Origin of the sequence: Paraburkholderia sp. JPY419, from assembly GCF_050435705.1 — a bacterium.
Taxonomy (GTDB): Bacteria; Pseudomonadota; Gammaproteobacteria; order Burkholderiales; family Burkholderiaceae; genus Paraburkholderia; species Paraburkholderia youngii.
The window spans coordinates 3,096,956-3,111,793 of sequence record NZ_JBNDKV010000002.1; the positions used below are offsets into that span (position 1 = coordinate 3,096,956).

Here is a 14,838-nt window from a genome sequence, read left to right on the forward strand (position 1 = left end):
CCGCTGGTTTATTTCTTCGTGCCGTCGCCGAGCGCGTCGCGCACCTGCTGTAGCGCGGCCGGATCTTCGATCGTCGGCAGGTCGCCGGGCTCGCGTCCCTCGGCGAGCGCCGCGATAGCGCGGCGCAATAGCTTGCCGGAGCGCGTCTTCGGCAGCATCGATACCATCACTACGCGTGCGGGCCGCGCAATCGAACCGAGATGGCGGTCGACCGTCATCGTCAGCTCGGCCGCAAGCCGCGCGCGCTCGCTCGGGTCGCCTTCACTTTGCGCGCCGCGCAGCACGACGAAAGCCATCGCCGCCTGACCCTTGACCGGATCGGTCACGCCGACCACCGCGACTTCCGCGACGGCCGCGTGGCTCGACAGCGCCTCCTCGATCTCGCGCGTGCCGAGCCGATGGCCCGCGACGTTGATCACGTCGTCGGTGCGGCCGAGGATCGTCACGTAGCCCTCTTCGTCCTGCACCCCCCAGTCGAACGTCGAATAGACCTGCTGGTTCGGCACGCTCGACCAGTAGGTGCCGACGAAGCGCTTGTCGTCGCCCCACACCGTCGACATGCAGCCCGGCGGCAGCGGATAGTCGAGCGTCAGCACGCCTTTCTCGCCGGGCGCACAGGGCTCGCCGGTCAACTCGTCGCGCACGGTCAGGCTATAGCCGACCGACGGCACGCCCGGCGAGCCGAGCTTGGTCGGCAGTACCTCGATGCCACGCGGAATCGCGAGCATCGGCCAACCGGTTTCGGTCTGCCAGTAGTTGTCGATCACCGGCTTGTTCAGCGCGGTCGAGATCCATTCGGCGGTCGGTTCGTCGAGCGGTTCGCCGGCGAGAAACAGCGTGCGCAGGCTCGACAGATCGGCGGCCTTCATCAGCGCCGGGTCCTGCTTCTTCAGCACGCGTATCGCGGTCGGCGCGGTGAACATCAGGTTGATCTTGTGCTGTTCGACGAGGCGCCACCAGATACCGCCGTCCGGGCGAATCGGCGTGCCTTCGTACATCACCGTGGTGAGCCCCGCGATCAGCGGCGCGTACACGATGTAGCTGTGGCCGACCACCCAGCCGACGTCGGACGCGGTGAACATCGTGTCGCCGGCCTTGCCCTCGAAGATGTATTCCATCGATGCGGCGAGCGCGACCGCATAGCCGCCGACATCGCGCTGCACGCCCTTCGGCTTTCCGGTCGTGCCCGACGTGTACAGCACGTACGACGGCTCATTCGATTCGAGCCATTCGCACGGGACGTGGGCGTCGAAGAACTGTTCGCGCAGCGGCTCGTAGGCGACGAGGTAGGGCGCATTCAGGCGCTCGGGCGCGAGCTGCCGGTCGATCAGCAGCACGTGCGGCGTCTTGTGCTTCGCGCGCGACAGCGCTTCGTCGACGAGCGGCGTGTAGTCGACCACTTTGCCGCCGCGCGCGCCGGCGTCGGCGGTCACGATCAGCACCGGCTTCGCGTCGTCGATACGCGCGGCGAGGTTCGGCGCAGCGAAGCCGCCGAACACGACCGAGTGGATCGCGCCGAGCCGCGCGCAGGCGAGCATCGCGAACAGCGCCTCGGGGATCATCGGCAGATAGATCAGCACGACGTCGCCGCGCTTCGCGCCGAGCGAACGCATGACCGCGGCCATCCGGTTGATTTCGGCGTACAGCTCGGCGTAAGTGTACTGGCGCTCGATGCCGGTTTCGGTCGATACGTAGAGCAGCGCGTTTTGCTGTGCGCGCTCGGCCAGATGGCGGTCGACCGCGTTATGACAGAGGTTCGTGCGGCCGCCGACGAACCAGCGCGCGAATGGCGGCTTCGAGCGGTCGAGCACGGTGCCGAATGGCGTGTGCCAGTGAATACGCTGGGCTTCTTCGCGCCAGAAGGCTTCGGGGTGTTCGATCGAGCGGCGGTGGAAATCGCGGTAGCGGGTCATCGGCGGCGATCCTCGTGCGGCGGGAGTGGACGGGGGTATGAAACGGCCGTGCAATTTGCGCGCCCGGCGCGGCGCGGGTTATCCGCACAAGCATAGCTACGGGCGGGAGGGTGAGCAAGCTGGTTCGCCGCAAGGGCGAAGGGCAACAGGAAAAAATCGTTGTTCCTCAGATTCATCCGTCGCCCATATCCAGGTTTCTCGATGCCAGGTAGGGTGGAGACGGCCAACGTGGCACATCGCTTTTACCCAAACATGGAGGTTTGCTTGCCCAATCGATACGCTTCCGAGCGTGGTAGTCCGCGTGTTCCGGCCTGCGCGAGGTCTCAGGTGTTTCTACGCTTTGATGGTCGTTTTTTGACCATGAGTGGTCAGGTTTCCCGTAACTATGCGGCAGTGTCCGGCAGAACAGATAGCAGGGGAAAATTCGATTATTCGTCGATGCGTCAGCGCGAAGAGGGTGCCGGTCCGATTCCGCCCGGTCAATACTGGATGGATCCTTCGCAGATGTGGGAGAACCATTGGTACAACCTTGCTCCGCGTGCCGCATGGGGCGATCATCGGATCACGATTCATGTCTATCCGGGAACTCAGACATTTGGACGCGGAGGGTTCTTTATTCACGGTGGCACGCATGCGGGGAGCGCGGGTTGTATCAACCTGCATGCTGGGATGGAAACTTTCGTGCGCGACCTGAAGGAGGCGGCGACGCCGTCGCCGGATTGCTACATTCCACTAACGGTCAGGTACTGACATGCGGAAAACCAGATTTGTCCGTGTTTTCGCTGGCGTAGTTTTACTTGCCATTGCCGTTGCTGTCGTCGCGTTCAACGTGGTCAACCTTAACGAAGCGTATGGAAACGGCGAGCCCTACTATTCGCGTACGACGAACATGGACAAGTGGACTGATCCTTTGCCAGTGCTGGGCGTCGTCGACGGTGTTGCGGTTGTCGCAGTTGCCGTGGGCTTTTTTACGTGGAGACGGATGCGGGTCTAAGGCGCGGGTGGTGTTCTTTGCGGTGTTGGCCTTTGCTTGCTGGCTTGTCGGTCTATTGGCGTTGCCCCTGTGCGGGGCAGCTTGACAGTTTCACGCGGTGTACTAGAGTTCATCTTCGTCAGAAAATCCTAGCAAAATCAACGCCTTAAGTTCATCCCGGTTTTTCCGGGTTCATTGCGGTTCACGGCGCGGATTGTCCTTTTTTAGTCCCGGCGCCGTGAACCGGTCACTTGAGGACAGGAAAATGGCGAAGCAACGAATCAACCGCGAACTGATCCGCCGGCTCGAAGGAGAGCGCGCGGCCACGATAGCGAACGGCGGCGCGCCGAAACTGCGCGATGTCTATGACGACCAGCTGACCGGCTTCGGACTGCGGATGCGGGCGAACGGCTCGGTGTCGTTCGTGTACCGGTGGTCGGCACCCGACGGCCAGCAGAAAAAGGCGCTCGGCCGCTGGCCGGCGATGACGGTCGAGCAGGCCCGCGCGGCGGCAAAGGCGTTCATCGGCCGCACCGACCACAAGGCCGACACGATGCCCACGCGCGTCGCCAAGCACGAGCGGCGCACGGCCGACGTGAAGCTGGTGGCGATGCCGACCGTGGGCCAGTATCTCGACGGCGACTACCGGACGTTCTGGCTCGGCACCACGAAATCCGAGACGCCCGAACAGAACCTGAAGAACATCCGCCGCGACTTCCCCGACCTGCTGCCGAAGCGGCTCGACGAAGTGACGCGGCCAATGATGACGAAGTGGATCGAGCAGCGCGTCGCGGCGGGCTGCAAACCCACGGGTATCAACCGCACGCTCGGCGCCATCGGTGGGCTGTTCTCGCACGCCGTCGGCCACGAAGTCATCGAACGCAATCCCTGCGCCAAGCTGCGCTGCAAGACCGATCCCGAAGAAGAAGCGGCGCACGGCCGCGAACTCACGGCCGACGAGGAGGCGCGGCTGCGTGCGGCACTCTTGGCGCGGGAGGCGCATATCCGCGAAGCGGCGGAACTCGCTGACGGCCGCAGGATCACGGATCTGCCGGCTGCACATCACGCGTTTGTCGATCACGTGCGTCCGGCAATCATCGTCGCGATGAATACCGGCCTGCGCCGCTCGGAACTGCTACGGCTCGAATGGAAATCGGTCGATCTGAAGGCGAGGACGATCACCGTCGAGCCGGACACGTCCAAAGTGAAGCGGCGCCGCGTGATCCCGATGAACCGTGAAGCCTACGAGACGCTGATGGCGTGGCGCCGTCAGGTGAAGTGGGCCCGCGTGTTCACCAACGAGATTGGCGAGCCGCTGCGCGAGGTGCGCGACTGGGATGCGGTGAAGCAGGCCGCGAAGATCGAGAGGTTCCGTTTCATGGACACGCGGCATCACACGGCCACGCGCATGATCAACGAGGGCGTGCCGGCCTATCACGTGCAGAAGATTCTCGGCCATGTGGATGGCCGCATGACCCAAAGATATCTGAAGGCGCGCGACGGCAGGCTCGCGGAAGCGCTCGCCGTGCTCGATCGACCGCGGACAACTGAGATCGTCGACGACAGCGCTCATGCCGCCTGATCGATCCCATCGCTGTACCACCAAGCCCCCGCATGGGGGCTTTTTTTGCGCCGCGTCTGCACCGGCTGATGAGAGCATCACAGTCCACCGGTGTTAATCTGAGTTTCTTATGGTCCAACGGGAACAACGATGAACGCCGACGATTCGCCGTATCAGCGCTACAGCGCGGAACTGGCCGAGAAGCTCGCGATGCGCGACCACTTCCGCCAGATGATGGAAGGCGAACTGGCGACCGGCAACTGGACCTTGCCGTTCAGCCCGAAGGAAACAACGGACTTTCTCGACATGCTCGACGACGACATCTGCATGCTTTCCGAGTGGATCTTCATTCAGGATGCGCAGACGGCGATCCGTTCGGGCGAGATGCTGACGCTCTCGCAGCGCGCGGCCGTCGAGGTGGCTCAGCGCTTCGTCACACCGCCGCGCGACGGCGACGACCTGAAGAACTGGCGGGTATCGTTCCCGTGCCTGCATCCCAGGCCACCGGGCCAAAAGCAACGGCGCAAGCGACAAAAGGATTTCGAAATCTGCCACGCCGTCTGCGAAGCTGTCGAGCGGTTGCAGTTGCGCAAGGATGCGGGCGAAGACATCGCCGTGCGCAAGAAAGCCATTCACGAAGTCGCCCCGCGCTTCCATCTTGGTGTGCGTGCCGTTGAAAAGGCTTACGACGACAACCGGCAGAACGTCGAAGTGATGCGGCAACTCGCTGGCGCTTACCGTAATCAGGGATAACCCCACGCACAGAACGAGGCACGCAAAGTTTGCGTGGCCCTTCCTGTTCGTTTTCAGACGCTTCATCCCCGCCTAGATTTCCACTGATCGCGGTCCAATCCGGGCCGCCTGATACCAGGGAGATCAGGAATGGAACAGGAGCGCAATCTGACCATCCGGGAATTCTGCGAGCTGGCGCGCTGGTCGAAGACCAGCTACTTCAACATGCGCCGACTTGGCCTCGGTCCTGACGAAGTGCGTGTCGGACGGCACATCATCATTACGCGGCAGGCCGTCCGCGAGTGGGAACAGCGGCACACAGTGCGCGCAGCCGAAGCGAAGCCCGCGACCGAAGCCGAACCGGCCTGACGGGGCGCACCATGAGGCCCGAAAAAAAGCCCGCCGGTGCGAACGGCGGGCCAGATGAACATGCACGGCGGAACTCTACTGCGCCCCGCCACACCTGGCAAGCCGCACCCGGCGGCAACGGTCAGCAGCGTCCCGCAACGGACGGCGAACCCGGCGAGACCTATTACGTTACCGAAAGGCTCGACCAGATTGCGCAACGCGCCGTCACACAGCGCTGGTTCGTCCGCGGCGTCGTGCCGGATGAGAGCGTCATCGCCTTGTTTGGCGCATCGGGTTCCGGCAAGACCTTTCTTGGTCTCGATCTGGGTCTCGCAATCGCCTGCAAGGCGCATTACTGGTTTGGTCACGGCGTCGATCCTGCGCCCATCCTGCTGCTCGCCCTGGAAGGCGAAGGCGGCCTTCAGAAGCGCGTGCAGGCGTGGCACACATATAGCGGGGAAAACTATCCGCTGAACTTCCGCGTGCTGCGCGGCCAGCCGTTCGATCTGCGCAGCCCTGCCGATATGCAGGCACTGATCGAGCGCGCCCATGCGGATGGCATGCTCGACGGGCTCGTCATGATCGACACGCTGAACCGCGCGACACCGGCGCTCGATGAAAACAGCGGCGCCGAGATGTCCGTGCTCATCCAGAACTGCGCCGAGATCAGGCGGCAACTCGGCGGCAGCGTGCTGCTTATCTGTCACTCCGGCAAGGATTCATCGAAAGGTATTCGCGGTCATTCGAGCCTGATCGCGTCGCTCGATGCGGCCATTGAAGTGGTGCGCAACGAGGACGGTACGCGGCAGTGGCGGATGGTGAAGGCGAAGGACGATATCGATGGTGTCGAGCATGCGTTCCGTCTGAAGATCGTGCAGGTTGGCGAGGATGAGGACGGTGAGCCGCTCACCAGCTGTGCAGTCGAGCCGCTGGACGAGGATGCGCTGCGTCCGCGCCGTCCGCGTCCACGCGGGCCCGGACAGGTGCTGGCGTACCGCGCCATCGGCGCACTGCTGCGCGCGTCGCGCGAGTTCGGCAAGGCCGATGCGCCGCCGACACGACCGTGCGTATTGCTCGATGCGGCAGTTGAGGAAGTCGTGCGGCACATGGTGACGTGCGCGCCGCGCAGCCGTCCCTACGTGGCGCGGCGGGCCGTGCAGACTATGGTGGCGGCGCGGATTTACGGCTGTGCGGATGGCTGGCTCTGGTGTCTTTAATCGTCGGAAGATTGCAACAAACTGCCTGTGGATAACCGCCTTTTGCAACAGGGCAAGTTGTTGCATTCGCAACAGGCGCAACAGGCTTGCGCTCTCTGACCTGTTGTAGATGAAGCTTTGCCGGACAAGAGATTGCGGCGGCGTGCAACAGGTGCAACAGCTCATCCGTACAGCAGTGTTGCATGCAACAAGTGCAACAACCCCTCTATGAGAGGGGTGTTGCTGTTGCACATGCTGTTGCAGGCCTGTGGTGGTGTTTGTTTCATAACTTGAGGACTACGAACATGGACATGCAAAACGAGATCAGGATGACCGCGAAGGAATGCGATATGACTGCAACGACTGCGGTTGACTGGCTAAACGGCCTTCTCCCGCCCCCGACGACGCTCGGAAAGGCGGTTGATGTCATCCTTCGACAGGCCACACTCGGCGCGGTGTGTGACGGCTATGAAGCGCCGGATTTCAGCGAGGCGGATATTCTTCGGGCGCTGCGCTTGCAGTTCGGCACCCTGTGCGATAAGTGGCTGGCCGACGATCCAGTGGCGCTGACGGATGAACTTGAGCGGCGCGTCACGAACGGCAGTCTGCGCCATATCGGTGGCGACCAGTACGAGTTCGCGCGCCCGATGACGCTCGCTGAGATAGTCGCCGATATCGCCGCCGACATCGGGCGCGCGAATCGCTGAATCGAGATCAGCCATGCGCAGCCGCGACGGGATGATCGGCGAGGTTGCCGCGATGCTGCGCGAATCGCTCGAAAGCCACGACCACGATGCGCTGTTTGACGAAATGAGCGAAAAGGCGACGGCCGGCGCGCTGCGTGTAGCGCCGTCCACCCTGTCGCGCTGGTATTGGGAAGGCACCGGCCCGGACGGATTCAGGCCCGCGCGCATCCTGCACGGGCGCCGCTGGTACAGGACACGCGATGTGGCCGCGCTGCTGGTGGACGGCGAAACCGAAGCCGCCGACTGATCCGTCCGTTGCATCCGTTGCATCCGTCCCATTCGCGCTGGAAAGCGCGGCAGTAGTGGCCGATGCTCGGACGTGTGACTGGAACCCCGAGCGGACCTGACGCCATGACCGTATCCCCCGAACTGAACCGCGCCGCGACCGTTGCCGTGCGTGCCGGCCGTGCGCTCGCCGTTTGCCAGAACGATCCGGCATCGGCGCGCGCCTGGCTGGCCGCCCAATCCGGCGCCAACGATCCGGCGATTGCCATTGTCAGCCGCGCGGCATCCGTGATCACGACCGGCGTGATCGAGCCGCCCGACGACTATGCGCGCGCCCTCGCCGATGCGGTGATCCGGCGTTCGGCGCTGGGCCGCATCGAAGCCATCGCGCCGTTCTATCGCGTCGAATTCAATGAACCGCTGATGCGGGCGAGCGATGATGCCACCGGCTTCTGGATTCAGGAAGGCATGGAAATTCCCGCGCTCGAAGGCATCGACGCGTTCGTGATCAGCCGCATCCCGGTCACGAAAATTGGCGCGCTCACGGTCTTTTCCGACGAGTTCGTCCAGCGCGCCGGACCCCGCACCGATGCGGTCATCCGCCGCTGCGTGGAAAACGCCCTGATCCGCAGGCTCGATGCTTCGCTGCTTGACGGACAGACTGGCGATGCGAGCCGCCCGCCGTCGCTGATCGACAGCACCACATCAGGCACCGGCAACGCGGCAGAGGACCTCGGCGCGGCCTTCTCGACGCTGCCGGAAGAATATGGCGATGCGCTCGTGCTGGTGGTGTCGCCGTGGTCGGTGCCTGCGCTGATCGGATCCGGCGCCGCTGACGCCGCGACACTGAACGCCCGCACCGGCGGCCTGCTGAGCGGTTTCCCGTGCGTCGTCTCGGCGGCCGTGCCGCCCGGCGCCGTCGCGTGGATCGTGCCGCCGCTGATCCAGCTGGCCGACTACGGCGTGACCGTGGGCACCAGCACGGCGCCCGTGGTGCGCGTGGATACCGGCGACGAGATCGAACTGCATAGCTGCTGGCAGGAAAATCTCGCGACCGTGCGGGGCATGTTCCATGTCGGCTGGCGCAAGCTCGAACCCGCCGCCGCAGGCATGATCGTCAACGCACTGCCCGCCACGATCCGGCCGCTGGCGCCGAAGGCAAAGCGTACGGTATCCGGGGAGAACTGATCATGTGTTCCTGCGCCGACACTGACGGCTGCGTTTATCGCAGCGAGGCCGATTACCACGAGGAACGCGCAAGGCAGGCTGCTGGCTCGGCAATCGAGCACGATGTGTTCACGCGGTTGCGCGATCCGGCCGTGCCCGTCTCACCCGCTGCGTTGCCCTACGCCAACCTGTTGCACGCGCAGACGCTCGGCGCGTCCGTCACCGACCTGCTGGTCACCTCGTTCGGCCTCTACTGGTGGTGGGGCGGTCGCGAGTATTTCGCCGCGCTGCCCGACTGCGCCGTGCCCGATGCCCAGTCCGCCGCCCTGCGGCTCGTCGCCTGATCAGGGGAAGGACATGAAAGTCGATCACTATACCGAACGCCAACCTGACGGCGGCCTGTGTTTTGCGCAATCGCTGCTGGTCGTAAACCGCAGCTTCGAGGAAGCCGAGCAGCGCATCATTGAGGGCATCGCCTCGACGCCAACGCCCGACCGGTACGGCGATAGCATCGTGCCTGAGGGCTGCGTGTTCGCGACACCGCTACCGCTGCTGGTCGCGCACAACGCGCGCGACATCGTAGGTGCGGTCGTACTGGGCGCGGCATCCGTCGCAGGCATCACGTTCCGCGCGACGGTTGCGAAGCTTGCCGAAGCAGGCCCGCTGAAAAGTCTGGTCGATGATACGTGGCAGAGCGTCAAGTCCGGTCTGCTGCGTCACGTGTCAGTCGGTTTCCGGCCGCTCGATGTCGAGGACTTGCCGGACGGTCACAAGCGATACAGGAAATGGGAGTGGCTGGAATTGAGTCTGGTTAGCATTCCTGCCAATCCCGATGCGCGGATCGAGCACGTGCGGGGACATTCGGCGGCAGAGCTGGTCGAGTGCGCCCTGCAGGCGGACCGGGCGGCGCGTCCAGTCGTACGCCGCGCACCCGCGCGCGTCGTGCGGCTGGGCAGGGATTAGGGAAACGACCGGCGCGGCGGTCGCAAATATCCGCGCATCTGCAAGTCGGCTTTAGGCCGTGTCGTGTTCGCGCTGCACGGCTTTTTCTTGCGCGGGCCGCGCCGGTGCGCTCACAATCGTTGCGCATGCAACGGGCGGGAGCAGCGGTCATGGACAGGGGCGAGCGAGTCATCCAGCGGATCGTGAACGAGATATCGGCAGGCGCGGCGCACTGGGTGCCACGACCGCCCGAACGCCCGCTGAATCCGGCACCGCCACGGGTAACGCTCGAGGACCGCCGTGAATACGAGCGGTCGCGCAAGGCCGCACAGCGCGCCAAACAAACCGGACGGCCGTCATGAGCGGCCGACTGGCGTGAAACGACCCGAATCAGCCACTCGCGTGTCTTGAAAGCCGACGCTCGCCGAAACAATTGTCACCGATGCCCGGCCTAGGGACGAGGGTCAAAGACCCGATTCAATCCGGTGCTAACGTGAATTCAATGTTCATGTGGCCGCCGTCGATTGATATGGCCTGGCCGTACGGGTGTCCGTGCGAAGAGGTTCGTGTTTGCAGCGAACAAAAGAGTCCCTTCGTGTGAGTATGAGGTTCTTCGCGATGGCAAACCCAGGCAAGGTCCATTTCGCTCACAACCTCAGGTTGCATGCTCAATGGGGTCGACTTAGGACGGACTAGGACGATGCCACTATTGACGTCAGGATGGGAAGACTCTTCCGGCAGAAACTCGGAGTGGCCAATTCCCATTGGTTGCCAGTTGCATCGACCGGGTAAATAGCGATCAAGAAAGAAGCGTACGGTAAAGTCGCGCTGGCCCGCAGGCAGCCGAACCGAATCGGTTACCACCTGCGTGACGTCCGGAGCGCCCAGTAGGCGTGCAAAAGCGGTCTGGGTCCTGCACTCTTCGCGCATCGTGCCATAGTCCGAGTCGAGCCAAAGCTCGATGCGTGGATCCTTGTGTACTTCGATAACCAGGATTCTTTGGGGAGACGGGTTGACCTCCGGTCGGTCAGATCGACGGACTTGGCGACTTTCTGAATGTTCGCCGAACTGCATGAGGTCCGGCTGTGCCTGTGCCACAAGAGCGTATCCGACGAAACAAACCGCCGCGCTCGCCATTGCAACCAGTCGTCGATGGAGCATTATTTTTTCCCCGTATGGATACTCTCAGTCGAGTTATCGCTTTCTCGCATCCCAGAGCAAGAATAACAGGGACAGACGCCGGGCAATAGAGACTGGCTCCGATTCGTGCCGCTCGTTATGGATGGCTTCCTTGGTTGCGTCCTGCGCGTCAAATTGTCAACGAATCTGCTTCGTAGATCGAATGTCCCATAGTGGCCGATTGCTGCCTGATCAGCATCGGTTGTGGTCGGCATACTCGTGACGTGCACTATGGGTGTCGGCCGGGTAAGCGGCGGTTCCGGCCCCTGTTATCGAAGTGCGCCGATGGAAGAAAAGGTAGTTACGTGAGTTTCCGTCGGGCCCGGATTTTTTTCGAAGTACCCCCCGGTCGGTGGTCCCGCGCCTTCGGCGGAATCGTTGCGCCGTCACCGGTATCGCTGCGGCGCGCAACCAGACGCGCAGGGACGTCCGCGCGACCGGCCGATAGCAGACGCAGGGGCGGCCGGCCGGCGTCACGACGCACGTTCTGGTCAATTTTCAGCTTACGTTCTGACAAGACGTGCGTCTGCCACCAGTGTGGTTCGCGGTAGTGCGGGTTGCACAACGATCTGGACACAGGTTGGGTCCGCCGTTGCCCCACCCATGAGTACGGCGATGCCGTGGGAAAACGTACTGAACGCGGTCGCAGCAATGCCCACGATGATGCCGCACACGATGAGGTTGAGTCCGCCGGTGGCGAACTCTCGCAATGCCGAACGCAGCGTATTGTCATCCTTTGCTCGCTCAGTACGCTCGACGTTCAGATCCGCGGCATGATTGCGGAATTGCTCCTGGGTTTCGCCGTAATGGTTGGCGACATCTGCCCTGAGTTTCTTATAGTCCCTCTCAAGTGCATCGAGGCGCGATATCACGTCGCGAGGCTCCACAGTGCCGAGCGCAGCCATAAGCGCCGATGACGCTTGAAGAGTCGCGGTCATATCTATCGTGCCGACGATGTCCGGCCGGGGGCGCGGGAATTCACGCCGCGCCTCGGCCGTGTGTTCGGAGAGCGATGGGAGGTTGAACTGGCGCCAGGTGTTGACTACACCCCACAGCGTGTAGCCGAATCCCACGACTTGCAGTCGTGCGCCGGCAACACTTATCGAGGTTTCGCTCCAGTGCGACAAGTACAGTGCGATCAGCGAGAGGAAGATTGGAACGGCCCAGTAGACGAAAAATCTGAGCCAGTATCGCCATGCCCACGAGCTGATGCTCTTGAGCCGGTCGACCTTCCCGCCGATGCGTCCCGCCTGCTGTGCAGCCATTGGTTACCCCGCCGTTGTTGTTGTTCGGGCGAGTATATCGGCAAGTCGGGCCGACTCTGAGTCCGCCGCCGTCGCCGGTCGCGCAGCGGATCGCATACAGACGCGTAGCGCGTCCCGCGTGGTCCGGTCGATATCGACGCATAGGTAGCGGCGCGAAGCCGTCAGAAGGCCGCAAATCCATGAGACGCCCGTCCAGCAAGGGACAGCGGCCGGTCTGATTGTCGCGCGGAAAACGCGCGGCGCTAGTCCCCACGTAGTCCTCGCGGCGCAATTTAGCCCGTCGCGAACCGGCTATAATCGCCGTCGAGGCCTTGATGGACAAGGGTTCTGGCGATTTGCGCGTGAGACTCGGCGTAGCCCCTGTGCGGGGCGGCACCTACTTTCTTTGCTGCTGCAAAGAAAGTAGGCAAAGAAGACAGCTCAAACCGCCAGCTCATAAGCGGGTCCCCTGGCTTGGCAGGGGTAGTGGTGCATCTGGAATCCGTGCCCCCGCACATTCGACGGCAGTGACAAAGCCGTCATCCATCCCACTCCGCACTGCGTGCGTCGCGGACGGGTCAGCCGGGGAAACCGGCGGGCTTGCCCGCGCAGCGGGGGCCGTCGGCTGCGCCTCGGCGATGCGCCGGAACAACCAGTGGTTTTGGAGCGGGGATTCGGCGCGCGCAGCGCCGCCGGAAGAATGACTGCCTTGTCACCAGGGTGGAATGTGCGGGAGCACGGATTCCAGATGCACCACTACCTCACGCGGACCGAGGGGGGCCCGCTTAAGAGTTAGCGGTTTGAGCTGTCTTCTTTGCCTACTTTCTTTGCAGCAGCAAAGAAAGTAGGTGCCGCCCCGCACAGGGGCAACGCTAATAGACCAATAAGTCAGCAAGGAAAGGCCAACACCCTGTGAAGAACGAAAGGCCCATCCCACAGCGATATCATCCCTTCACCCGCTTCTCTTCAACATCCGGCAACAAAACAGTGAGGACCCCAATCAAAGGCAAAAACGAACAAACCTTATAAACAAACCCAATACTGGTAGCGTCAGCCAGCTGCCCAAGCACCGCGGCGCCAACGCCGCCCAACCCAAACGCAAAACCAAAAAACAACCCGGCAACCATCCCCACCTTCCCAGGAATCAACTCCTGCGCATAAACAAGAATCGCCGAGAACGCCGAAGCAAGCACCACCCCGATCACAACAGTCAGCACCCCGGTCCAGAACAGATTCGCATACGGCAGCAGCAGCGTGAAAGGTGCGACGCCAAGTATCGACACCCAGATCACATACTTACGCCCGATCCTGTCGCCAATCGGCCCGCCGATCACCGTCCCCGCCGCGACCGCCGCGAGGAACACGAACAGATGAATCTGCGCGGCCTGCACCGACAGATGGAACTTGTCGATCAGATAGAACGTGAAATAGCTGTTGATGCTCGCGAGGTAGAAGTACTTGGAGAACACCAGCAGCACCAGCACGCTCATCGCGAGGATGATCTTGTTACGCGGCAGCGCCGCATGCGCCGCGTGGCCGCGCGCCTTCTTGACCGACGGATGCTGCTTGTACCAGCGGCCGATCTGCGTAAGCACGAAGATTGCGACGAGCGCCGCCGCCGAGAACCACGCAATGCTGCGCTGGCCATGCGGAATCACGATCAGCGCGGCCAGCAGCGGGCCGAGCGACGAACCCGCATTGCCGCCGACCTGGAACAGCGACTGCGCGAGACCGTGACGGCCGCCCGAGGCCATCCGCGCGACCCGCGACGACTCCGGATGAAACACCGACGATCCGCAGCCGACCAGCGCCGCGGCGACCAGCAGCACGCTGAAGTTCGGCGCAACCGACATCAGCAGCAGACCAGCAAGCGTGAAACCCATGCCGACCGGCAGCGAGTACGGCTTCGGGTGCTTGTCGGTATAGCTGCCGACGAGCGGCTGCAGCAGCGACGCGGTGATCTGGTAGGTCAGCGTGATCAGACCGATCTGCCCGAACGACAACGAGAAGTTGTCCTTGAACATCGGGTAGATGGCGAGGATCAGCGACTGGATCATGTCGTTGAGCAGGTGCGAAAAGCTGATTGCACCAAGCACGGAATACACGGTGCGCTGCACCTTGGCGGCCGCCGGCGCGGCGGTGACCGGGGAGGCGCTCGCCACCGTTGCGGATGCGCCGGCGAGGGCGCTTTTATCGAGGCTCGTTTCCATACGCGAGTAGAAGAAGATCAGGCAAATGGGAGAGAAAAAATCGGCGCTGGAACCGGTGCGGCAGCGCGCTTCGTAGGCGCGTTCCGCCAACGCTGCGTCATTTGGTCGCGGCAACCGGCGTTTTGACTATTTAGCCGAAGTTTAATGTGGCCGGAGCGAATTGTAAGGACAAGTTTTGTCGCGAATCGGACACGGGGCCGGACGACTTTGCTTTCGGCGAGGAAAGACGAATAGTCTGCTCCGCGCTGTCGAGGCATTTTTGGCGGGTTTTTGTCTGCGGTATAAAGCGCTCGCGAATGCGCGGCTCACGAAGCGGCGCATCGAACATGGGACCGGGAACGGCCGGCGGCGCACGACCCGCCGTCGTCCGAATCGCGCGACATTCAAGATCGCGCGGCAGGC

General features: G+C 63.0%; 15 protein-coding genes. 11 read left to right on the forward strand and 4 right to left on the reverse strand.

What is annotated here, in order from left to right:
* Positions 1-8: 8 nt before the first annotated feature.
* The gene (locus QFZ91_RS20445) at positions 9-1,913 is read right to left on the reverse strand and encodes a propionate--CoA ligase (protein WP_429568230.1); all 1,905 of its coding nucleotides are present in this window, start codon (positions 1,911-1,913) and stop codon (positions 9-11) included.
* 327 nt (positions 1,914-2,240) lie between these two features.
* On the opposite strand from QFZ91_RS20445, the gene QFZ91_RS20450 reads away from it, so the two are divergent.
* The 11 genes from QFZ91_RS20450 to QFZ91_RS20500 all read left to right on the forward strand — a co-directional run bounded on the left by QFZ91_RS20450 (position 2,241) and on the right by QFZ91_RS20500 (position 9,824).
* On the forward strand, positions 2,241-2,663 hold the full coding sequence (locus QFZ91_RS20450; protein WP_429568231.1) for a tlde1 domain-containing protein: 423 nt from the start codon (positions 2,241-2,243) through the stop codon (positions 2,661-2,663).
* Position 2,664: 1 nt separating this feature from the next.
* Complete coding sequence (locus tag QFZ91_RS20455; protein WP_429568232.1) at positions 2,665-2,907, forward strand: hypothetical protein; 243 nt, start codon at positions 2,665-2,667, stop codon at positions 2,905-2,907.
* Between the two features lie 244 nt (positions 2,908-3,151).
* Positions 3,152-4,468, forward strand: a complete 1,317-nt coding sequence (locus tag QFZ91_RS20460; RefSeq protein WP_429568233.1) for a tyrosine-type recombinase/integrase — start codon at positions 3,152-3,154, stop codon at positions 4,466-4,468.
* Between the two features lie 129 nt (positions 4,469-4,597).
* Positions 4,598-5,200, forward strand: a complete 603-nt coding sequence (locus tag QFZ91_RS20465) for a hypothetical protein (protein ID WP_429568234.1) — start codon at positions 4,598-4,600, stop codon at positions 5,198-5,200.
* 129 nt (positions 5,201-5,329) lie between these two features.
* Positions 5,330-5,548: a hypothetical protein gene (locus QFZ91_RS20470; protein WP_429568235.1), complete on the forward strand. Its 219-nt coding sequence runs from the start codon at positions 5,330-5,332 to the stop codon at positions 5,546-5,548.
* Positions 5,549-5,559: 11 nt separating this feature from the next.
* Complete coding sequence (locus tag QFZ91_RS20475; protein WP_429568236.1) at positions 5,560-6,744, forward strand: AAA family ATPase; 1,185 nt, start codon at positions 5,560-5,562, stop codon at positions 6,742-6,744.
* A gap of 284 nt (positions 6,745-7,028) precedes the next feature.
* Positions 7,029-7,430 (forward strand): hypothetical protein, encoded by a 402-nt coding sequence (locus QFZ91_RS20480; RefSeq protein WP_429568237.1) that lies wholly within the window; start codon positions 7,029-7,031, stop codon positions 7,428-7,430.
* 13 nt (positions 7,431-7,443) lie between these two features.
* Positions 7,444-7,716: a hypothetical protein gene (locus QFZ91_RS20485; RefSeq protein ID WP_429568238.1), complete on the forward strand. Its 273-nt coding sequence runs from the start codon at positions 7,444-7,446 to the stop codon at positions 7,714-7,716.
* Between the two features lie 62 nt (positions 7,717-7,778).
* Positions 7,779-8,882 carry a hypothetical protein gene (locus QFZ91_RS20490; protein ID WP_429568239.1) on the forward strand — a complete coding sequence of 368 codons (1,104 nt, stop codon included), beginning with the start codon at positions 7,779-7,781 and terminating at the stop codon, positions 8,880-8,882.
* 2 nt (positions 8,883-8,884) lie between these two features.
* Entirely contained in the window at positions 8,885-9,205 is a 321-nt protein-coding gene (locus QFZ91_RS20495) for a hypothetical protein (protein WP_429568240.1), read from the forward strand.
* A gap of 13 nt (positions 9,206-9,218) precedes the next feature.
* A complete protein-coding gene (locus QFZ91_RS20500) occupies positions 9,219-9,824 on the forward strand; it encodes an HK97 family phage prohead protease (protein WP_429568241.1) in 606 nt (201 codons plus the stop codon).
* Positions 9,825-10,280: 456 nt separating this feature from the next.
* Here the strand turns inward: QFZ91_RS20500 and QFZ91_RS20505 are convergent, their stop codons facing one another.
* The 3 genes from QFZ91_RS20505 to QFZ91_RS20515 all read right to left on the reverse strand — a co-directional run bounded on the left by QFZ91_RS20505 (position 10,281) and on the right by QFZ91_RS20515 (position 14,436).
* Positions 10,281-10,940 (reverse strand): hypothetical protein, encoded by a 660-nt coding sequence (locus QFZ91_RS20505; RefSeq protein WP_429568242.1) that lies wholly within the window; start codon positions 10,938-10,940, stop codon positions 10,281-10,283.
* A gap of 545 nt (positions 10,941-11,485) precedes the next feature.
* Positions 11,486-12,247 (reverse strand): hypothetical protein, encoded by a 762-nt coding sequence (locus QFZ91_RS20510; RefSeq protein WP_429568243.1) that lies wholly within the window; start codon positions 12,245-12,247, stop codon positions 11,486-11,488.
* Between the two features lie 923 nt (positions 12,248-13,170).
* Positions 13,171-14,436, reverse strand: a complete 1,266-nt coding sequence (locus QFZ91_RS20515; protein ID WP_429568668.1) for an MFS transporter — start codon at positions 14,434-14,436, stop codon at positions 13,171-13,173.
* Between the last annotated feature and the right edge of the window lie 402 nt (positions 14,437-14,838).